The organism is Arthrobacter sp. 05L417 (assembly GCF_056397865.1).
This window is the reverse complement of the sequence record NZ_JBFTOG010000031.1, coordinates 48397-69225: the sequence shown is the minus strand read 5'-3', so window position 1 is coordinate 69225 and position 20829 is coordinate 48397. Positions and strand designations below refer to the sequence as shown.

Below are 20829 nucleotides of genomic sequence, written 5' to 3'. Positions count from 1 at the left end.
TCGACACCACCAACGCTGCCCTCGCCGCAGGAACAGCCATCATCGCCGCCGCGGTCTTCGGATACGGTGCCGGCCGCTGGCCCGCCCCCGTCACTGGCCTCGCCACCATCGCCATCTCCCTCACCGCCATCGGAACCGCAGCGTTCGTCGTCCCCGCCTGTCAAACCATCCTCAACGGCAACCAGGCCTACACCCTCATCGCCTTCACCGCCGTCTACACCCTCATCCACCTCAGCCTCACACCACTCCGCAAAACCAGAACCCACACCTAAAGCAAGACCCAACCAGCGCCCTGCACAGACCAACCGTGAACGCCTAAACTAACTCCACCCACCACAGATGAAATTAGACCAGGATGGCCGCCACCCTCATTCAAGGCCCCATCGAAAGGGGACGGTCAAAATGGTGACCAGGCTCGACAACGCACCAGACGACGACCCCGGAAACGAGACCATCGCACGCCTCCAAGAACTCCTGGACGCCCTGACCAACGGAACCATCACCCGGGAAGAAGCCACAGCGGTCTTGCAAACGGCAGAATTTCTCGAACAACCCGCCCCCGGAACCGAAAACCACGCCCACGCCCTGCTCCTGCTCGCGGAATGCCACAACCGCCTCCACCACCGGCAAAAGGCAATGCACTACTACCAAGCGGCGCTGCTCGAATACGAAACTCTGGGAATGGAAACCGGACGTGCCCTGATCCACAACAACCTAGGGACCCTGCACCAGGACGCCGGACGCTGGACCGACGCCGCCGCCTCCTATACCCGTGCCCTGGACCTCTACGAAACCCTCGACCTCCCCGCAGACCAGGCCAAGGTGTACAACAACCTGGGGTCCCTGTACCGGGGCGCCGGACGCTGGACCGACGCCGCCGCCTCCTATACCCGCGCCCTGGACCTCTACGAAACCCTCGACCTCCCCGCAGACCAGGCCAAGGTGTACAACAACCTGGGGTCCCTGTACCGGGGCGCCGGACGCTGGACCGACGCCGCCGCGGCCTTCACCCGCGCCCTGGACCTCTACGAAACCCTCGACCTCCCCGCAGACCAGGCCCACGTGCACAACAACCTCGGCACCCTCCACCAGGACGCCGGACGCTGGACCCACGCCACAGCCGCCTACACCCACGCCCTCGAGCTCTACGAAACCCTCGAGCTTCTTGATGGACAGGCCGTGTCCCTCGAAAGCCTCGGACTGCTGGCCATCGACCGCGGAGATAGCCCGGACGCGGCCGCGTTCTTCAACCGGGCCGCCGCCTTCTACCGGAAACAAGGCCTCCCCCAGAACGCCGCCTGGGCAGCCATCCGCCGCGCACGAGCACTCCACCAAAAAACCAACGCCACCCGCGCCGACTGCCTCAAACTCGCCCTGCCCGCCGCCCTGTACCTGGACTCCGTCCGTTTCCAATTCCACACCGCGTCCGAACGGACCCTCTGGTCCGCCAAAGCCGCCACCGCAACGAAACTCGCCCTCGAACTCGCCGCCGAAGCCCAGGACCCCGTCCTCATCAGCGACCTCATCGAAACCCACATCAACACCACCACCCACACCACCAACCCCGAAAACACCGACCCCAACGCCGACGAACACGCCACCAGCGCCCGCGCCCTCGGCATCGAACTCACCGAAGCCACCACCACCGCAACCCCCACACCCTTCACCACCGGTGACACCGGGTACGGGCCTGCAACAACCGCAGCCGGTACTACCACCCTCCTCACCACCGCCATGCTCCCTGGACACCCCCCACCACCCCTCCTCACACCCACCACCACAACACCCCGCACCGCACTCCACATATGGACCACCAACACCCCCTACCCACCCACACCACGACCCAACCGCCCCGTCAGAACCTGGTAAGCACCCGAGAACGCGCATCCGGGGGCCCGACCGCGGGCCCCGCACCCCCACCAATGGATGGCTGCCTCCAATACGACACCGAAACGAAGGCCTACGCCCAGCTCTGCACCGGTACTGCCTCAATGACACCCACGACACCAAAACTGGCGCGGGTACCCTCGGCGCCGGCGCCTCAGCATAATCGCCCTCGTCACCCACAGCTACTTCACCACCCGGGTCCCGTGAGCACCCGGCACCCGGTTCCCTGCCAAAGTCTTTTCCGGCTGCTTGCGGTGAGCAGCCCCCCGCCCACTATGGCTGACCGGCTCATCCAGGGATCCCCACAACCAGCCACGGCAACTATGGTTCCGGGCCAATGCCCTCCTGACCCACGGCGTGGACAGCATCGTCAGCGGACGGAAGAATGCCAGGCTCGCCGTTTCGACGGGAGCACCAGACCAGTGCACGAGAACCACGGATAACCCCACCAAAAAGGGAGGGAACACCTGAGGCAACTGCAGAAACGCCTGAACCTGTGGAAAGCAAACACACCCCGCACCCAGCAGGGCACACCACGAACACACCAAAAAGAAAACAAGAAGAAAGAGAACCCACCATGGCCAGCTGCAAATAATGCTTCCACAACACCACCCCTCAGACACCCAAACAACCACAGGGGTTAAGGTTAAGGGCCGGCCCGCCGCCCTCCTGAAGAGCAGCAGGCCGCCTGACCCGGCACCCGTACCATGCGCCCGCCCGGGCGTAGGATTGGTGCCACCCGCCCCCGCAGGAGCCCACGTGCAGGACCGAGAGACGGAACACACCGAAAGCCTGGAACAGCTCCTGCATGACCTGCGGTCACGGGCCATCGCCGCGGATGCCGGCGCAGCCCGGCTCGCAGCGACCCACGCCGCCGCACCGGACGCCACCGATGACACAACAGCCGCACTCGTCCACGCCCTCACCGCGCTGATCCATCAGGAACTCCAGCAGCCCGATCAGGCACTGGACAGGTACCACCGCGCGCTAGCCCTCTACGAAACCCTCGGCCTCGCCGACCGCCAGGCGTGGGTGCGGAACATCCTCGGAGCCCTCCACCGGGACGCCGGGCGGCGGAGGGATGCCCGCACCGAGTTCGAAGCGGCCCTAGCCCTCTACACCGGGCTCGGACGGCCTGATGCCGAGGCAGTGATGCACAACAACCTCGGGGCCCTCCACCGGGACGCCGGGAGGTGGGAGGAAGCCCGCACCGAGTTCGAAGCGGCCCTAGCCCTCTACATCGGGCTCGGCCTGTCTGAGGGCGAGGCGATGGCGCGGAACAACCTCGGGGCCCTCCACCGGGACGCCGGGAGGTGGGAGGAAGCCCGCACGGAGTACGAGGCTGCCCTGGCCCTTTACCAAGCCCTCGGACTTCACGAACGCCAGGCGATGGTGCGGAACAACCTCGGCCGCCTCCACCAGGCCGCAGGGCGATGGGAGGAAGCCGGCACCGAATTAGAGGCCTCACTTGCCCTCTACATGCGCCTCGGCCTGGCTGAGGGTCAGGCGCTGGTGCGGAGCGGCCTCGGAATCCTGCACGGGGCTGCGGGGAGGTGGGAGGAGGCGCGGGCCGAGTTCGAGGCCGTCCTCGCCATCTACGCAAATCTCGGCCTCACTCAAGGCCAGGCGAAGGCGCGGAACAACCTGGGGGCCCTCCACCGGGACGCCGGGAGGTGGAAGGAGGCCCGAGCCGAGTTCGAGGCCGCCCTGGCCCTCTACGAAACCCTCGGCCTTCCCGCTGATCAGGCCGACGTCAGGAACAACCTGGGGGCCCTCCACCAGGACGCCGGGAGGTGGAAGGAAGCCCGAGCCGAGTTCGAGGCCGCCCTGGCCCTCTACGAAACCCTCGGCCTAGCCGAGGGCCAGGCGCTGGTGCGGAACAGTCTGGGGAACATCCATCAGGCTGTGGCCCTCCTCCACGACGCGGGGCAGTTGGACGATGCCCGTGCTGAATACGAAGCGTCCCTGGCCCTCTACACGCGCCTCGGCCTGGCTGGGGGCCAGGCGATGGTGCGGAACGGCCTCGGGGCCGTGCACATGGCTGCTGGCAGGTGGAAGGAGACCCGAGCCGAGTTCGAGGCCGCTCTGGCCCTCTACGAAACCCTTGGCCTTCCCGCTAAACAGGCCGACGTCAGGAACAACCTCGGGGCCCTCCACCAGTACACCGGGAGGTGGGAGGACGCCCGTCAGGAGATCGAGGCGGCTCTGGCCCTCTATGCAGGCCTTGGCCTGAAGGAGGGAGTCGGTGACGCTCACCTGCTCCTGGCCATGCTGTGCGCACGGACCGGCGCCAAGGGCGAGGCCGCAGAGCATCACACCCTGGCCCGGAAGGCATACCTGTCCCGGGGCCTGTCCCAGAACGCGGCCTGGGCCGCCATCCGCTACGCCCGGGCCCTCCACAGCGTAGGCCTGGCCGGGGCCACGGAAGCCCTCGCCCTGGCGGTCCCAGCGGCACTGCACCTAGACGCAGTCCGGTTCCAGTTCCCCACGGCCGCCGAGCGCATCGCCTGGGCCTCGAACGCGGCACAGGGCCTGGACCTCGTGTTCACGCTCGCCGCCGAAGCCGGGAACCCAGCCCTGGTCGCAGACCTTGTCGAAACCTACGTCAACAGCACCTCCCACACCCCAAGAGGGGCCGACGACATGACTGATCCCCGATCTCCGGACGAGATGTGGGCCGCACGGGCTATTGGGATAGCCGCCACCTTGGCCGCCCACACCAGGTCACCACTCCCTCTTACCTCAGAGGACCCCGCCGGAGGCCCTGCCACCGCCGCGGCAGGCACCACTAACCTCCTGGCCACTGCCGCCCTGCCCGCAGCACCGCCGCCCCCGCTCCTGGCACCCACCAAGGACGCCCCGGCCCGCCTGATCCTGGACCGCTTCGCCGCCACCGATTACCCGCGGCCTCGAAGAACATCAACACCGGCCCGGACCTGGTAGTCCGCCCCATCGCCCGCTACCCAGGACGACATCGTCGTCCCTTGATCCCGGCGTTGCCCCCGGCGGATCGTCCTCGATGAGATCCTCGAACACGTCGAACGCCCCTGGGCCGCCGTCGCCCAGCTCCGACGCCTCCTGCGGCCCGGCGGATGCCTGATGACCAGCTCCCCCTTCATGATTGCCGTGCACAAGGTACCCATGGACTACTGGCGGTTCACCCGCGACGGACTTGAAGTGCTCCTCCACGATTTCAGCGAAGTACACACCTTCTCGAAGTACACACCTTCTCCTGGGGAAACCGCGGATCAGTCCACTACCTCATGAACGGAATGATGGTCACAGCCCGCCAAGCAATAGAAGACGGAGCGTTCGATCTGTCCAACACCGAAAAATTCGCTGTCTCCGTCTGGGCCTACGCATGGAAATGACACCCGCACACTGCTCATCGGAGGCTACGAAAGGAACCGGCCATGCGCGTTGAAGTGATCAGCGACATCCACGGACAATACGATCTCCTCGCCCACGCCCTCGACCGGGCAGAGCAACTCGTCATCCTGGGCGACCTGCTCGACTACACCAACTACCAAGAACCCGAACACTGCATCCTCGGCCGGATCTTCGGAGCAGACCACGTCAGCGCGCTCGGACGAATGCGACGCCTCTGCCAGCACGAAGCCATGCACGCACACCAACAGCAGCTCTGGGCAACTCTCGAAAACCCAGAAGACACCATCCGCTCAATCGTCACCGACAGCTACGAACAAGTACTCCGCATCGTCGCCGGCAGCACCACACTCGTCAGCCTCGGCAACGTCGACGTCCCGGAAATCTGGAACGACCTGGCACCGGCCGCCCAACGCAACCTTGACGGAGAAACCGTGCACATCAACGGACACCTGTGCGGCTTCGTCGCCGGAGGAGCCCTCAAAACAGTCCCCCAAACCTGGCCCTGGAAATACTACGACCGCGACCACCACACCTACCGCTCAACCGTCGCCCGCCTATCCGGCATAGACATCCTCATGAGCCACCTGCCCCCACGAATACCCGAACTCAGATACGACACCACCGCCGGCCGGAACGAAATGTACGGGCCAGGACTCCTGGAACTCATCACCACCTAAACCCCCACCCATGCACTCTTCGGCCACGTCCACCACCCCCAACGCCACCACCACCACGGACCAACCCACTGCATCAACGTCGGCTACTTCCACGACCAAGGCACCGGCCACACCCTCAACCTCTAACCACCCGGCGCTGACTGGCCAACGGGGAACGAAACGAACTCCCTTTTATTCGCACTGTTTAGAACACTGTCCACCCCCCGACCTAGGACCTACACTAACCCCATCCACCACAGAAGAAAGCAGGCCAAGAGATGGCCACCCCCCTTCCAAAATTGGACCCGCAAGATGGTGACCATGCCTAACAACGCGCCAGATAACGAACGCGGATACGAGACAATCACACTCCTCGAACAGTTCTTAGCCAGTGGAAGCAACGACCGGGAAGAAGCCATCGCGGCTTTACAAACAGCAGGATGCCTTGAGCAACCCGCACCCGGAACCGAGAACCACGCCTACTACCTGCTCCTGCTCGCAGTCCTCCACGAACAACTCGGGAACCGGGCCACAGCCCTCACCCACTACCAACACGCCCTCAACACCTACACAACCCTCAACCTCCCCGACGACCAGGCCCTCGTCCACACCGCCCTCGGAAACCTGCACCAGAGCGCCGGACGCCGGGACCAAGCCGCCGCCTCCTACACCCGCGCCTTGGAAATCCACGAAACCCTCAACCTCCCGGCAGAGCAGGCCCTCGTCCACACCCGCCTCGGGGCCCTGCACCGGGACACCGGACGCTGGACCGACGCCACAGTCTCCTACACCTGTGCCTTGGAGATCTATGAAAACCTCAACCTCCCGGCAGAGCAGGCCCTCGTCCACACCAGCCTCGGAAACCTGCACCGGGACACCGGACGCTGGAACCAAGCCGCCACCTCTTTTGCCAAAGCCCTGGTAATCTACGAAAACCTCAACCTCCCCGAACGGCAGGCGATGGTGCACAGCAACCTCGGGGGTCTGCACCAGGACGCCGGACGCTGGACCGACGCCGCCACATCCTTCAACCGTGCCCTGGACATCTACACAACACTGGGCCTGCCAGAACATCAAAGCGATGTCCACAACAACCTCGGGGGTCTGCACCAGAAGGCCGGACGCTGGACCGACGCCGCCACATCCTTCAACCGTGCCTTGGACATCTACACAACACTGGGCCTCCCCGAACGGCAGGCCCTCGTGCACAACAACCTCGGAGGCCTCCACCACGACGCCGGACGCTGGACCGACGCCGCAGGCTCCTACACCCGCGCCCTGGACCTCTACGAAACCCTCGAGCTGCCAGAACAACAGGCCATGGTGCACAACAACCTCGGGAGCCTGCACCACGACGCTGGACGCTGGGCCGACGCCGCAGGCTCCTACACCCGCGCCCTGGACCTCTACGAAACACTGGGCCTCCTCGAACAGCAAGGCGCTGTGCACACCAACCTCGGAAACCTGCATCGGGACGCCGGGCGCTGGACCGACGCCGCCACCGCCCTAGCCCGCGCCCTCGACATCTACCAAACCCTCAATCTCCCCGCAGACCAGGCCCGCGTGCACAACAACCTCGGGAACCTGCACCGGGACGCCGGACGCTGGACCGACGCCGCCACCTCCTACGCCCGAGCCCTCGACATCTACCAAACCCTCAATCTCCCCGCAGACCAGGCCCTCGTCCATGGCAACCTCGGGACCCTGCACCACGCCGCCGGACGCTGGACCGACGCCGCCACCTCCTACACCCGCGCCCTCGACATCTACCAAACCCTCAATCTCCCCGCAGACCAGGCCCTCGTCCATGGCAACCTCGGGGGGCTGCACCACGACGCCGGACGCTGGGCCGACGCCGCCACCTCCTACGCCCGAGCCCTCGACATCTACCAAACCCTCGGCCTCCCCGCAGACCAGGCCCGCGTGCACAACAACCTCGGGGGGCTGCACCGGGACGCCGGACGCTGGGCCGACGCCGCGGCCTCCTACACCCGCGCCCTGGAAATCTACGAAACCCTCGGCCTCCCTGAACGGCTGGCGATGGTGCACAACAACCTCGGGACCCTGCACCGGGACGCCGGACACTGGGACCAGGCTGCAGGCTCCTACGCCCGCGCCCTCGACATCTACCAAACCCTGGACCTCCCCGAACGGCTGGCGCTGGTCCACGGCAACCTCGGGAGACTGCACCAGGACGCTGGCCGCCAGGGCCAGGCCGCCGAGGCCTACGCCCGCGCCCTGGACCTCTACACAACCCTCGAACTCCCCGAAGCCCAGGCCCATGTCCACGGCAACCTCGGGGTTCTAAACCACGTCGCCGGCGACTGGGACCTCGCCGCCGCCTCCTACACCCGCGCCCTGGACCTCTACACAATCCTCGACCTCATTGAAGGACAGGCCAGATCGCTCCAATGCCTGGGACTGCTGGCCATCGCCCAAGGAAACACCCTCGAATCGACCCATCTCTTCACCCTGGCAACCACCCTCTACAAGAAGCAGGGCCTCCCCCAGAACGCAGCCTGGGCAGCTGCCTGCCACGCACAAGCACTCCACCAAAAAACCACCACCACCCCCGCCGACTGCCTCAAAATCGCCCTCCCCGCAGCCCTGTTCCTGGACTCCATCCGCTTCCAATTCCGAACCGCCCCAGAACGCACCGCCTGGTCCGCCCACTCCGCCGTCGCCACCCAATTCGCCCTTGAACTCGCGGCAGCAGCCCAGGACCCCGTCCTCATCAGCGACCTCATCGAAACCCACATCAACACCACCACCCACACCACCAACCCCAACGCCGACGCCGACGCCGACGCCCGCGAGCACACCACCAGCACCCTCGCGCTCGGCATCGAACTCACCGAAGCCACCACCACCGCCAACCCCTTCACCACCGGGAACAACGGCGGCGGGCCAGCAACCACCGCGGCAGGAACCACCACCCTCCTCACCACCGCCGCACTCCCCGGGCACCCGTCACCGCCCCTCCTCACACCCACCACCACAGGAAACCGTCTAGCCCTCACCGGATGGGCAGACAACTCCCCCTACCCGGAAACCCCACGCCCCACGACACCCATTAGAACCTGGTAACCCAGCCCAGAGATTCGGCGGACGCCCCGATACAAAAGGGAACCGAGCCGCCGAAGTCGGTACTTACCGGAGGGCCGGGACTTCCCCGCAACGTCCGAACCTAGAAGGGGTGGAATCCGGCGCCCAAGCCATGCGTTGCTGCTGAACGCACGGCTTAGGATTCCGGGGCGGCCCACAGGTAGGTGTTCAAATCAGGGCCAGGGTCACCCAGTCGTGACACCGGCTTCTCGCTGCTCATTCCGCTTCCGGGTCTCCCGAACCGGGCTCCTTGTCACGAAAATGCACTAATACCTCGATAAGAAAGTATTAGCGTGTTGACACTATTACTGCGACGAGAAAGTATTAGTGCATGATTGCGACGACCACCATGACCACGCGCGAGGCAGCGGAACGCCTCGGCATCACCCAGCAATCGGTGCGCCAGCTCATCAACAACGGCCAACTGACCGTCGAGGCGACGGCCGGCAGAGCCATGCTGGTGAGCCGGTCATCCGTGGAACGCCTAGCCGCAGCCGGAACCCGACGGGGCCGTCCCTGGACCGCCAAAGTCGCATGGGCCGCGCTGGCGCTACTGTCCGGCCGAAACCCGACCTGGATCTCCTCCTCGGAAAAGTCCCGCTTGAAAAGCAGGCTCAACGCCATGGACGCCGACACGGTGCGTATCCTGGCCCGCAACAAAGACAAGACGCTGCGCTTCAGGATCAGCCCCGACGGCATCACTATACTGATAGATCACCTGATCGTCAGCGGGGCGGCCGCAATGCAGGACCAGGACACGGCCGAAACTTTCGGCATGTCCGGCGGCGGAGGAATTGCCGAGGGCTATGTCATGGCAGGCGACGCCCGCGCCCTCGCGGACGCACTCGGAATGGTCGAGGACCCCGAGGGCAACGCCATCATCCACGAAGTCGATTTCCGCGATCCTTTCGAAGAAGGGAAAGCGCCGGTCGCCGCGATCGCCGTGGACCTGATGGACTCCCTCGCCACCAGGGAACGCAGCGCAGGCCGGCGCGTCATCGACGGGCTGTTACATGCCTGAGTCCGTCGAGGTGGCGAGCCCTGCCGACAATCGCGAAGTATGGGATGTCCCCGTCCCGCCGGGTGGCTGGGGTACTCCCTGGCCGCAATGCGTCGAGCTCGCAAGAGTATTGCCTTCCACCCAGTGGACGCTGGTCGGCGGCCTGATGGTGCAGCTGCACGCTGCCGCGGCCGGTCTGGCCGTCACCCGGCCGACAGCGGACATCGACATTGTTCTCCACATCGAAACAGGTGCGACGACGACGTCGTCGGTCTGTGCCGTCCTGAACGGGCTGGGCTACACCCTCCAGAAGTCCATTGATGATGATGCCCCGGCGCATCGGTTCGTACGCAGGAAACAGCAAATCGACGTGATGGTGGCAGACCACCTAGCACCGAGACTGGTCCCAAGGCTGGGAGGACGCAAACCCTTCCAGGTCACCGGCGGCACCCAGGCCCTGCAGCGGACACTCAATTGCCGAATGATCGTCGACGACACCGGGCCGGTATTCATCAGCATTCCGAACGCCCTCGGCGCACTGGTGCTCAAAGGGGCCGCCTACAGGGAAGATTCCCGGGACAAGGACAGGCACCTGGACGACGCCGCCGTCCTGTGCGCTACCATCAGAAATCCCCTGATCACAGCAGGCCAGATGAAAGGCAGCGACAAGTCGCGGATCCAAAGCCTGCATGTGAAACTCACTGATCCGGGACACCGGTCCTGGCAAATGCTTGAACCTGCGGACCGGACCACAGCGATGGATGCGCTGCGGATCCTGGCCACGAACCACAACATGCCGCCAGTCAACCGGCTCAAGCGAAAGTAAGCATCACGGCGGGACCCATATCGGACAGTCCCTCCCGAGCTGCCCGGCCTGACGTGCGCCCGACCCTGCCGGAGTCCGGGGTTATGCGTCAACAGCCAACGCAAAAGGCTTGGTCCTTTGTCAGGCCGCTTTCGGGCTTACCAAGTGCGGATGGGTGTGGTGGGTTTTGGAACCGAGGGGTAAACATTCTCGTTCGCCCATCCGGTGAGGGCTTGTCGGGCCGCGCCGGTGGTGGGGGTGAGGAGGGGCGGTGACGGGTGCCCGGGGAGTGCGGCGGTGGTGAGGAGTGTGGTGGTTCCTGCCGCGGCGGTGGCGGGGCCGCTGTTGTCGCCGGTGGTGAAGGGGTTGGGGTTTTCGGTGGTGGCGGCTTCGGTGAGTTCGATGCCGAGCGCGCGGGCGCTGATGGCGTGCTCGCGGGCGTCGGCGTCGGCGTTGGGGTTGGTGGTGTGGGTGGTGGTGTTGATGTGGGTTTCGATGAGGTCGCTGATGAGGACGGGGTCCTGGGCTGCGGCGGCGAGTTCGAGGGCGAGTTGGGTGGCTTCGGCGGCTTTGGCGGACCAGGCGGTGCGTTCGGCAGCTGTGCGGAATTGGAAGCGGATGGAGTCCAGGTAGAGGGCTGCGGGCAGGGCGAGTTTAAGACAATGGCTTGAGGATTCGTAGCCGCCATGATTCAGCGACTTTGCGTATCTCATGGCGGCCCACGCCGCCTCATGGGGGACACCATGAGCTAGATACAGTTTCTGAGCTGCCTCGAACTTTTCATGAGCAATACCTGTTTTGCGTTCCTTCAGGTAAAGCCCCGCGAGCCATTGATTGGCCGATGCGGCTCCCCTTTTTTCTCCCAGCGTAGTGAATTTTTCCAGGGCACCTTCAAACCCGCAGCGGGCTTCGTCGAGCCTTCCAAGACGTTGCTGGACTACAGCGAGGCTCATTTGCATCGTGGTGCGATTTTCAACCGATGGTTGCTTCAATGCCATCTCAAATTCTTTGTACGCTTCGTCGAACCGTCCGGCCTCGAAATGAAGACCGCCAATGTTGTGGTGGATTGCTGCACGACCATCTATATCGCGGAGGTCGTCGTAGAGGGTCAGGGCCACCTGGTATTCAGAGAGAGAAGCCCCTTTGTCTCCTGATTTTGCGTGGAAGGCGCCGAGTCTGGCGTGCATCCTTGCTTGGCCTCTTTGATCGTCCGACTGAACGTAGAAGTCCAGCGCGGCCATGAATGCAGACTGCGCCGCGCTCCAACGGCCAACGTCTTGGTGGACCGTGCCCACGCGCTCCCACCCCTGGGCTTCTCCTCGGAGGAAATGGAATTTCTTGCTGAGGTTGAGGGCGGCCTCGAATTCATTCTGAGCAGCAACCCATTTCGCCGTTGACTCGTAGAGGCCGCCGAGGACGAAGTGGGTGTTGATCCTGCCCATTACGCCCTCAACGCTGTCGAGGCAGGTATAGAGATCGATGGCAATGCTAAGTTCCGCGAGGGCTTGCGCCCATTTCGCGTCACGAGCGTGAAGACGGCCAAGCCGGAAGTATGCGCGAGCCTGGCCCTCTGCGCGGACCCGGTCCTTCTCCTCGCTGTAACCTAGCCCGAAAGATGATGAGAATAGCGCAAGTGAAATCTTGTACTGTTCTATGGCCTGGTCTATGTGAGATCGTTCTTCGAAATCGGCCCCACGGCCAAAGTGAAACTCAGCCACCGCTAGGCGCATTGGCGCCCAGGGGATCATCCAGATGGCGAGCATCATCAGTCGAATCGTCTTGTAGGGTGATATCCCGGCCAGCTTAAGAGGCGGGCGAGAGGTGAGCAGCCTCCTGTTGGCAGGCCGCAGTTGCCTTAGCATTTCCAGCTCCAACCAAGGATCCAGCACGGGTGTCGAGTCCCCATTCTGGGCCCTAAGTTCAGCTTTAACCCATCTTCGGAGCTGCCGTTCGGGAATCTCCAGCTCACGGGCCACGAGCTCGATGGACCGACTAGTGCCAATCACCAACTGCGCCGCCAAGCGACGGCTCTCCGGGGTAAATACTCCCCTGTCCACACCCATCCACATGTCCTTCCGCAGGACCCGAACTCCATGACAAGGAAAGCCTAACCGCGTGGACATGGACCAGGCCGGACAGAGTGGCTTGAAGGAACCACTCTCCCAGAGAAGGCGAAGATGACCGAACAAAGGGCGTCGTACACCGCACGATCGTCGGCCAGCTCAGGGAGGTCCGGAAAGCAACCGGTTGACCCTTGCCGACCTGCTCCCTTGGAGGTCACCAAGTGCGTATCGCTGGGATGGGTGAGCTGCGGTCGGGGAAGAGAGAGCTAGTGACGAAGCCCGAGAGGGCTACTCGGGGATAATTACGGTTTGGCATGATGAGATTCGGTCCGGGTTGGGCGGGGAGGGCCGAACCGGCGATGAGGCTTGTTAGCCCCGAAAGGGGTAATCCCGGGGCGTTGTCCCATTTGATGGACGGTGTCAGATCGGGTCCGGGGTCTGGATGGGCAGGTTTGTCCGCGTCCTCGTTTCTTAGCCGCTCCGGTTCCCAGTCAAGGATGTGGTTTCCCCGTGCTCGACCGTTGGTGTGGATGAAACTGTTAATGCTTACTTCAACGAGATCGGCGATAAGGGCCTGGTCTTCGTTTTCAGCGGCCATTTTCAGAACCCTGGACATCGTTCGCTGGATGGTGGTTTCCCACATGGATCGTTCTGCGACAGTGGCAAACTGGGACCGGCTCTGGTTCAGGTATCGAAATGCCGGGACGGCGAGTTCAAGTGCGACCCTGTAATGGTCTTTTATCCTTGTTTCTTCGCGTCCCATGCGAGTTATTTCGATTGCTGAGCTAATCGCAAACCGGGCTGCGTCCTCGTGTCTCTGAAACTGGATTAGGGCGGTCAGGGATTCGTTGATCAGAGCCAGGCCCTCGTTCGCACGGTCGAGCGCTATCAGGACGCTGGCGTGATTGGATCTGGAAATCGTCTGCAACAAAGAGCCCGGGTTTGCGTCCCCGCCGGATGCAGATACGAATCTTCTTAGAGCCTCGTCAAAGTTCTTATCGCGATACTCGACCAAGCCCATGTTGTTCGTCGTCATTTGACAAAGAGTGCGGAGTTCGGGATTGGACGCCGCTATTCCCTCGGCACGATTCAGGGTTTCCCGGGCCGCATCGGATCTACCGAGTTCAAGGTAAGTAAGGGCCAAAGCGTTCAAGGTTATGCCTTGCCGTCCGAAGTCGGCGCGCTCGATGGCGAGTTTGAGTCCCTGCCTGAGAGTGGATTCAGCGTCTAAGTAGTCGCCGGCATCGAATTGGACACGGGCAAGCCCAAGAGATGAGTCAAAAAGGCAATTTGCTGATACGTCCTCCGAAGCGAACTGTGTGACAGACTCCGCTGTGATCAATGCTTCATCATGCTGTCCAGCCTTCGAAAGAGCAAACGAAAGCAAGAAGGATGTTCCACGTAGGAGAGTGTCATTAGTTCCTTCAGAGGCTAATCTTTGCGCTTGGCTGCCAGCGGCAATCGCCTCTGGCCAGTCCTGGCGACTTATGCTGAAAGCTACAGAATGCATCAGGGAGAGCAGTCCCTCGTCCGGGTCGTTTTCCCGTTTCGCGAGATCGAACGCTTCCCGAAGGTCTTGCTCGCAGCGGTTTAGGTCTCCTACCGCAAAAAGGATCATAAAACGCACCTGCAGCGCCAAGCACAGCCCGGACGCGGAGTCGTCCGCTCGCGCAAGGTCCACAAGTTCATCAGCGTTCTCCAGTGCGTCGTCAATGTGGCCCGACGCAAGGTCCGTGAAAGCCAATCCTTGGTAGGAAACGGCTTTGAGCTCCGCAGAATCAAGCACAATACCTGCTGTACGTAAACACCGTGCAACCTGGCGCCGTGACGCCCTATCCTGAAGCGCTGAAGCTTTCAGACCCGATTCAAGGGCGTCCGCAGTAAGTTCAAGACCTTTGGCCCGGACTAAATCAACGACCTCTGCATGGCTTTCACCCAAGGAAGGATTGAGGAGCATAGGTTCGAAGTCTGCGACCCAGTCGACTGATACTGTGCCGGCCTCTTCCAGGCCGCGAAGAGCCTGAAGTGACTCTTCAACTTTCATGATTGCCCCGTGGAGAGCCACCCCGCTTAGATCCAGCAACTGCAAGGCTTCATGGAGTGTGTCCACGGGACGATTGTGAGCCTTCGAGAGCCAATATAGTTCCTTGTGCGCTCGCTTCTCGCCGGCGTAGTTACCGCTCCTGCGCCACAAATCCGCTGATCTCTGCAGCTGGGACCGGGCAACAGCGCCGCCCTTGGAATACTTGTTTGTCATCGCAAGTTCCAGATAACAGTCCGCCGCAGACCCAAGTTCTCCGGCTTTCTCAAACAATTCACCTGCCCTGTGCAAGCATTGACGAAGCGTTCTCCGCTGGTCGACGCGGAGGAAGATGTCGGCAAGCCTACGGTGGATCCGTGCTTGTTCGACGAGTAAGCTGTCCCGATCCACAATGCTAAGAACCTGCTCCCATCTACCGATTTCCTCCTTCGTGTCTTGACGGATTCGCAGCAACTCGTCCAATCCCCTGCAGGCCTCGCTAACCGCATCGGCGTCGTCGAGTTTGGCCCATATCTCCAACGCAGAGACCAGATAATCCAAGTTAGAAGGACTTTCTGATGAGTCAGCCAGAATCTCGAAGACCCTCCCTTGGCGCCTGTAGTCCTGCGCCTGACCGAACAACAAGCTCGCAGACTCCAGCGCGGCCGTGGACCGGGCACCTGGCCCGTAGAGGCGAGCCAGCCGACACTGTATTTCTGCCGCATCAAGCTGCCGGTCTTTGTCAACCAGGATGGACAGCGAGGACTCCAGCAAAAGGACGGCGGCCGAGCTATCGCCGCTTTGCTCCATCAGAGACGCTTGGCGAGACTGAATATCAGCGGTCTTAAGTCCATGGCCCAAGGCCCGGGTCCATTTCAACGCGGATCCCAGGTCTGCGAGGGCAGCCGACCGGTTTCCGTCGTTACAGTGAACCTCAGATGAGGCCATAGCCGAAGCGATTCGCCGATTTCCCATGTGTTGGACCAACGGCAAAGCAGTAATCCAGCTTTTCATCTACAACCCCGATTCCCTCATGACCTAAATCCTTCAAGTCGTCTTGAGGACCGCCTGCAGCAATACGGTCACCATCCTCCGCCCATGAAATCAGCAGCTCTGATAACGGAACCGCAATCGCATCCTAACTTTCCTTCACCATCCCTCGGTGAATGCCACAGGGAGCTACAACGAGAACGACGGCCGCAGCCTTAGCTCGGGACCGTCGCCAACATCGTTAGAGGTTCACGTGCCAGATCCAGCGGACAGCAGGATAGTCCTTGTGATTTCCCCAGAACCGTAGTAGCCGGTGTGGGCGTATGGGCGTCAGGAACCGGGAAAGAGGATCCAAGGAAGTTCCCACCCCTCCCGCACCGGGGCTTGGCTGAAAGGCAAATCCCCAAGGCCCTCGTTTACACCCGAGTCTCGAGGTGCCGGTCAACTTGTCATTGCAATTCGGGCAGCCTCCGAAGAGGTAACGCCTTGATCGAACAGGCTGGCAAAGTCGCAATCGGCATATTGTTCCCGGGCCAGTCCGGTGGTTTCCAAGCACTCACGATCCACCTGGGCCATCCACCAGGCGAACTCTATGCTGTTGCCCTTCGTGATGTCACGAGCTTCACTGACAAGCTGCTGGATCCGAGGCGTGGAAAGTCCGAGCGCCATTGAGGCCTCAGCTTGGCTGTACCCCTCCTCGTCAACAAGGCGCAGGGCAGCGAGTCTGCGGAAAGTTGCGCCGGCTACCGCCCAGGACAGGCTGGTCTTCATCATCATCTGAGATGCCACCCATCCTTCATAGATGGCATCGGGGAGCTGAACATCAAGATCCAGCTCAAAGTCGTCATCCTCAAGGTTGTAGGCGCCCATGACCAGCTCAATCGCTGCGTCCCGGATGTCAAGCTCGGTGACCGATTTCTTCCTTGGGAAAACGGTGACCTCTTTGTCGCCCAGGCTGACAATCCACGCTGGTCCACGCCTGGACACACTGACTTCATATCGTTCAACCGATCTAGCCGGCAGGATTTCTTCTTTCATGACTCAAAACTAGCCCCCCTTTTCCCAATAAACAAGGGGGGCTAGTTTACAATTCGAGACTCCAGGCATGCGCCTCTCGCCGACCTCGTGTCTATACAACCCGCGGCCGTCACCAGGTGGGGCCGCGGGTCTTTCTCCTGATCGCCTATTTCAGACCGCTGATGTGCAGGCAGCTCATTTCGCTGCCACAACGGCGGCTGCCTCTTTCAGTGGCAGACGGCCTCGGGGCCGGCAATGCCCTGGCGGGATTCACGTCGTCGCCACTCAGGCGTGCCTTGAACTATCCACAGCGTGCTCGCGAACGAACTCCTGGAAATCGGAGTCGGGATGGTACATGACGAATTTGCGCGCCTGAGCGACTTGGAGACGGTTCCACGCTTCGACTTCTTCGCTCATGAGAAGCCTGCGAAGAGCGGTATCACCTTGCCCGTCACGACAAATCTGAATCATGTAGCGCGGTGAAACTGGCATTGCCATCGACAGCAGCCCGAATAGCGCTAAATCCGGTGTATGTTGCCCGTCCATATCGTGAACTACGACGGGGTGGTCGCTCACGATGAAGCTGGTGGACTCAGGTGCTTCAAGTAGGTGGAAGCGGCCTAGCTGGGATGCCTGTAAGGCAACGCGGAATAGCCGGTCCAAGCTCAAGCGGAATAGAACACCCTCGTCGTATAGGTTCACAATCAGGTCGAGTCCCGAACGGACGGACTCGACTGTGTTACCAGCCGTTGGGATGCCCATGGCAGCGGCGACGTTCAGGATTCCCTCAATTGATTCCGGCTTTCTCGCCTCCTCCAGCGCCTCAAGGAAAGCATCCTTTGAGAGGTCCCGGGTACCTAGACGCCGCACCCAATGGAGAGCAACAGCGGCGCGCAGAACCCGCTCCGAATCCTTGTCAGGCAGTCCACTTTCGAGGCCGTGCATAGCCGCTGGAATCAAGTCCTCGACAACAGCCCAGAGCTTCTCCGCCCCGAGGGGATCGTACGTCACATAGTCATCGACTCTTCCCGCACCCTTGATGGCGTTCAAACTTGGCGAGTACCCATCTCTCGACACGTTATCCAGATCGACGCTGGCGAGCTTAACACCCTCCGCAGTGGTTCCAGTGAAGTTCTTCAAAACGCACCGAGAAACAACGTGCTGCCTTGAAGGCCCGCCCGCAGGGACACCACTTTCACGACTCTCGGCTATTTCCGACGAGATCTCTTCAATAACGGCCAGTAATGCCTTTGGATCCGGGGGTTGGTCCTCCGACAGTAGTGGCACCGGCGGTGCATTCAGTAGAGCTTCAAATTCCTCACGTGACCCCATGCCGGAAACCCTATACCTCGATGTCTGCACCCAAAGCACTTTCCCGGACCGCCCAGTCACCCGTGGGGATCCGGAACCAAAAACCAGACAGGAACCGTCAAATAGAATGTCTGTTCTAAGCTCTACTATCGAAGTAGAACAAAAATTCTATAGAAGGCGTGTCATGAGTCTTGCTTTGGACCCTCGCATGATAAATGCGGGGGCGCCTCCGGGGCACATCCTGGTGGCCCCGGGGGCCGTCCCCGCGGGCTACCCTTCTCCGAGCCAAGACTATTTTTTCTCCGAACTCGACCTGAACGAGCACCTGATCAAGGACAAGACCAGCACCTTCATCGTGAGGGTGTGCGGGGATTCCATGGAGCCGGGAGGCATCAGCGACGGCGACGAACTCATCGTGAACAGGGCATTGGAGCCCAAGGACGGGTCCGTGGTGGTGGCGATCCTCGACGGCGAAATGACCATCAAGCGGCTGCGGATCACCGTGGCCGGCGTGATCCTGCAGGCCGACAACCCCAAGTACCCGCCGATCCGCGTTCCCGAACTTTCGGATCTTCGGATCTGGGGCGTTGCGATCAGGTGCCTTCACTATGTCTAGGACCGCGGTGATGCGCCGCATGCAGGAAATCGCACACATCGACGTCAACTGCTTCTACGCCTCAGCCGAAAGGATCTTCGATCCTTCCCTGGAAAACCGCCCGCTGATCGTCCTTTCCAACAACGACGGCTGCGCGGTGACGCGCTCCGATGAGGCCAAGAAGCTCGGGATCGCGCTGGGAGAGCCCTGGTTCAAACTCGCCCCCAGGGCCAAGGAATGGGGACTCGTGGCGAGATCCAGCAACTACGAGCTTTACGGATCGATCAGCGCCCGTGTCATGGAGCTCCTGGCCCGGTACTCCGCCTGGCAAGAGATCTACAGCATCGATGAATGCTTCCTCGGGGTCAAGGGCTCCGGAGAGGATCTGCTCGCCCTGGGCCGGGCCATGAAAGACGCCTGCCGGACGCACGTCGGCGTGCCCGTCTGCGTGGGCATCGCCCCCACTAAGACCTTGGCCAAGCTCAGCAATAAATGGGCCAAACACAACCCTGTCTTCGAGGGCGTGTGCCGGTGGGAATCCGTGCCCGCGGCCGAACGCGAAGCACTCATGTCCCGACTGTCCGTGAGCGAGATCTGGGGCGTCGCCACCAGACTCACGAAACGCTTGGCGGGGATGGGGATCTACTCGATTCTTGACCTGTCCAAGACGAATCCCGTGGCCATCCGGGACAAGTTCTCGGTGGTAATGATGCGCACCGTCCTCGAGCTGCAGGGAACCCCCTGCATCCCCATGGAGGAAGAACGGATAGGCCGTGACCAGCTGATCTTCTCCCGGTCCTTCTCCAAACCGATCACGATGGCGGCAGACATGCGCCAAGTCATGAGCGTCTACGCGCAACAAGCCAGCGCCCGCCTGGCCAAACACGATCTGCAAGCCAAAGTGCTCACCGCCTTCGCCGGCACCTCCCACTACAGCCCCGGCGACACCTCATACCCCTCCGTATGCATCGCGCTGCCTATGCCCACCGCTGACCCGGTAATACTCACCAAAGCCGCCCACGCCCTCATTCCCAGAATCCACGATGGCGTGAAATACGTCCGGGCCGGAATCATGGTCACCGACCTAAGACCCAGTGGCAACCAAAAACCCCTGGAAATCTTCGAGAACGTTCACGAAGAACGCGGCATCGGCCCGCTATTGGAACAAGTGGCCGGCAGATACGGCAGAGGCTCCATCGGGCTCGGTCACGCCGGCATCAAGGGCGGCCCGGACTGGACCATGAAACGAGACATGCTCAGCCCGCGCTACACCACCCACTGGGACGAACTGCCCCTCGTGAAGGCCGCATAAGATGCTCTGGTGGAAGTTACATTGACAGTCGAAGACGGCGACGGCGCACAGAGCAAAGTCAGCGGCACCGCCGACACCTACGAAGATGCTTTTGCCATGGCCCGGACCCAGATTCCGCAGGGCAGCAGGGCGATCGTGATCCGGACAGACCACTACTAAACCAGGCTCATTCCTAAGCAAGCCGGGAGTTCGGAGCAATCCTCAGCATAGGCCTGGAAATTCTTTGGTTCCGCAGCCTCCTTTAATTCCGCGCGGACGTATCTGCGCGTACGAGGCCCGGGGCACGGAATCCGGAGACGCGCCCGGGTCCGGCGGCGCGCCGGGACTTTTCTGTGGACGCCCGGGCGCCGGTTGTACACAGTCAGCGGCAAGGTGGCCGAAGCGGTTGTGGTTATCAGGTGTACAACGCAGCTGGGCTGCGAACACGGGCCGGCTGGCCGTCCCTCCTGGCTTCTAGGATGGTTTCCCCACACTGATCGAGGGGAAGGGGAAGCATGGATGATCAACGTCGGCCGCGAGCCAGTGTCTGGCAGATTGCCGGGGTCTGGATCGCGGCTGCGGCGCTGGTACTGACGGCGGCGCGGATGGGTCTGGATCTATGGCAACTGTCCGGACATTGACCTGAAGCCATCGAACGGGGAGCCCGGCCTAGAACAGCGAGTGGGTCGGCTTCTCGTT

General features: G+C 62.2%; 16 protein-coding genes and 1 pseudogene. 12 read left to right on the top strand and 5 right to left on the bottom strand.

The window, feature by feature from the left end; translation table 11 throughout:
- The 8 genes from AC1DJW_RS19400 to AC1DJW_RS19365 form a co-directional block, all read left to right on the top strand.
- Positions 1–272, top strand: a 272-nt coding sequence (locus AC1DJW_RS19400; RefSeq protein ID WP_476902248.1) for a hypothetical protein, incomplete at its 5' end; no start/stop codon positions are given.
- Positions 273–402: 130 nt separating this feature from the next.
- Entirely contained in the window at positions 403–1869 is a 1467-nt protein-coding gene (locus AC1DJW_RS19395; protein ID WP_476902247.1) for a tetratricopeptide repeat protein, read from the top strand.
- A gap of 777 nt (positions 1870–2646) precedes the next feature.
- Complete coding sequence (locus tag AC1DJW_RS19390) at positions 2647–4830, top strand: tetratricopeptide repeat protein (RefSeq protein ID WP_476902246.1); 2184 nt, start codon at positions 2647–2649, stop codon at positions 4828–4830.
- A 156-nt stretch (positions 4831–4986) separates the two neighbouring features.
- Positions 4987–5154 carry a hypothetical protein gene (locus AC1DJW_RS19385; RefSeq protein ID WP_476902245.1) on the top strand — a complete coding sequence of 56 codons (168 nt, stop codon included), beginning with the start codon at positions 4987–4989 and terminating at the stop codon, positions 5152–5154.
- A 146-nt stretch (positions 5155–5300) separates the two neighbouring features.
- On the top strand, positions 5301–5954 hold the full coding sequence (locus AC1DJW_RS19380) for a metallophosphoesterase (protein WP_476902244.1): 654 nt from the start codon (positions 5301–5303) through the stop codon (positions 5952–5954).
- A 300-nt stretch (positions 5955–6254) separates the two neighbouring features.
- The gene (locus tag AC1DJW_RS19375; RefSeq protein ID WP_476902243.1) at positions 6255–9020 is read left to right on the top strand and encodes a tetratricopeptide repeat protein; all 2766 of its coding nucleotides are present in this window, start codon (positions 6255–6257) and stop codon (positions 9018–9020) included.
- Positions 9021–9369: 349 nt separating this feature from the next.
- On the top strand, positions 9370–10059 hold the full coding sequence (locus tag AC1DJW_RS19370; protein WP_476902242.1) for a helix-turn-helix domain-containing protein: 690 nt from the start codon (positions 9370–9372) through the stop codon (positions 10057–10059).
- Positions 10052–10864 (top strand): hypothetical protein, encoded by an 813-nt coding sequence (locus AC1DJW_RS19365; protein WP_476902241.1) that lies wholly within the window; start codon positions 10052–10054, stop codon positions 10862–10864. The genes AC1DJW_RS19370 and AC1DJW_RS19365 overlap by 8 nt, the downstream gene beginning before the upstream one ends.
- A gap of 137 nt (positions 10865–11001) precedes the next feature.
- On the opposite strand, the gene AC1DJW_RS19360 is transcribed toward AC1DJW_RS19365, so the two are convergent.
- From AC1DJW_RS19360 to AC1DJW_RS19340, 5 genes and pseudogenes are all read right to left on the bottom strand, one after another.
- Positions 11002–12609, bottom strand: a complete 1608-nt coding sequence (locus tag AC1DJW_RS19360; RefSeq protein WP_476902249.1) for a tetratricopeptide repeat protein — start codon at positions 12607–12609, stop codon at positions 11002–11004.
- Between the two features lie 153 nt (positions 12610–12762).
- Positions 12763–12906, bottom strand: a pseudogene (locus tag AC1DJW_RS19355) (transposase); the annotation flags it as partial.
- A gap of 214 nt (positions 12907–13120) precedes the next feature.
- A complete protein-coding gene (locus tag AC1DJW_RS19350; RefSeq protein ID WP_476902240.1) occupies positions 13121–15736 on the bottom strand; it encodes a tetratricopeptide repeat protein in 2616 nt (871 codons plus the stop codon).
- A gap of 621 nt (positions 15737–16357) precedes the next feature.
- The gene (locus AC1DJW_RS19345) at positions 16358–16954 is read right to left on the bottom strand and encodes a helix-turn-helix domain-containing protein (protein ID WP_476902239.1); all 597 of its coding nucleotides are present in this window, start codon (positions 16952–16954) and stop codon (positions 16358–16360) included.
- 264 nt (positions 16955–17218) lie between these two features.
- Complete coding sequence (locus AC1DJW_RS19340; protein ID WP_476902238.1) at positions 17219–18265, bottom strand: DUF4238 domain-containing protein; 1047 nt, start codon at positions 18263–18265, stop codon at positions 17219–17221.
- Between the two features lie 163 nt (positions 18266–18428).
- Between AC1DJW_RS19340 and AC1DJW_RS19335 the strand changes: the two genes are divergently transcribed.
- The 4 genes from AC1DJW_RS19335 (at position 18429) to AC1DJW_RS19320 (ending at position 20771) form a co-directional block, all read left to right on the top strand.
- Positions 18429–18860, top strand: coding sequence for a LexA family protein (locus tag AC1DJW_RS19335; RefSeq protein ID WP_476902237.1), 432 nt, complete (start codon positions 18429–18431; stop codon positions 18858–18860).
- Positions 18853–20151: a Y-family DNA polymerase gene (locus tag AC1DJW_RS19330; protein ID WP_476902236.1), complete on the top strand. Its 1299-nt coding sequence runs from the start codon at positions 18853–18855 to the stop codon at positions 20149–20151. The genes AC1DJW_RS19335 and AC1DJW_RS19330 overlap by 8 nt, the downstream gene beginning before the upstream one ends.
- A gap of 9 nt (positions 20152–20160) precedes the next feature.
- A complete protein-coding gene (locus tag AC1DJW_RS19325; protein WP_476902235.1) occupies positions 20161–20310 on the top strand; it encodes a hypothetical protein in 150 nt (49 codons plus the stop codon).
- A 335-nt stretch (positions 20311–20645) separates the two neighbouring features.
- Entirely contained in the window at positions 20646–20771 is a 126-nt protein-coding gene (locus AC1DJW_RS19320) for a hypothetical protein (RefSeq protein WP_476902234.1), read from the top strand.
- The last annotated feature ends 58 nt before the right edge of the window (positions 20772–20829 follow it).

Bases quoted from the DNA above. Each gene is read 5' to 3' on its own strand.
- AC1DJW_RS19365 (WP_476902241.1), top strand. From the start codon at position 10,052: ATGCCTGAGTCCGTCGAGGTGGCGAGCCCTGCCGACAATCGCGAAGTA.
- AC1DJW_RS19330 (WP_476902236.1), top strand. From the start codon at position 18,853: ATGTCTAGGACCGCGGTGATGCGCCGCATGCAGGAAATCGCACACATC.
- AC1DJW_RS19345 (WP_476902239.1), bottom strand. From the start codon at position 16,954: ATGAAAGAAGAAATCCTGCCGGCTAGATCGGTTGAACGATATGAAGTC.
- AC1DJW_RS19380 (WP_476902244.1), top strand. From the start codon at position 5,301: ATGCGCGTTGAAGTGATCAGCGACATCCACGGACAATACGATCTCCTC.
- AC1DJW_RS19385 (WP_476902245.1), top strand. From the start codon at position 4,987: ATGACCAGCTCCCCCTTCATGATTGCCGTGCACAAGGTACCCATGGAC.
- AC1DJW_RS19350 (WP_476902240.1), bottom strand. From the start codon at position 15,736: ATGGAGCAAAGCGGCGATAGCTCGGCCGCCGTCCTTTTGCTGGAGTCC.
- AC1DJW_RS19360 (WP_476902249.1), bottom strand. From the start codon at position 12,609: ATGATGCTCGCCATCTGGATGATCCCCTGGGCGCCAATGCGCCTAGCG.
- AC1DJW_RS19375 (WP_476902243.1), top strand. From the start codon at position 6,255: ATGCCTAACAACGCGCCAGATAACGAACGCGGATACGAGACAATCACA.
- AC1DJW_RS19395 (WP_476902247.1), top strand. From the start codon at position 403: ATGGTGACCAGGCTCGACAACGCACCAGACGACGACCCCGGAAACGAG.
- AC1DJW_RS19335 (WP_476902237.1), top strand. From the start codon at position 18,429: ATGAGTCTTGCTTTGGACCCTCGCATGATAAATGCGGGGGCGCCTCCG.
- AC1DJW_RS19370 (WP_476902242.1), top strand. From the start codon at position 9,370: ATGATTGCGACGACCACCATGACCACGCGCGAGGCAGCGGAACGCCTC.
- AC1DJW_RS19320 (WP_476902234.1), top strand. From the start codon at position 20,646: ATGGATGATCAACGTCGGCCGCGAGCCAGTGTCTGGCAGATTGCCGGG.
- AC1DJW_RS19340 (WP_476902238.1), bottom strand. From the start codon at position 18,265: ATGGGGTCACGTGAGGAATTTGAAGCTCTACTGAATGCACCGCCGGTG.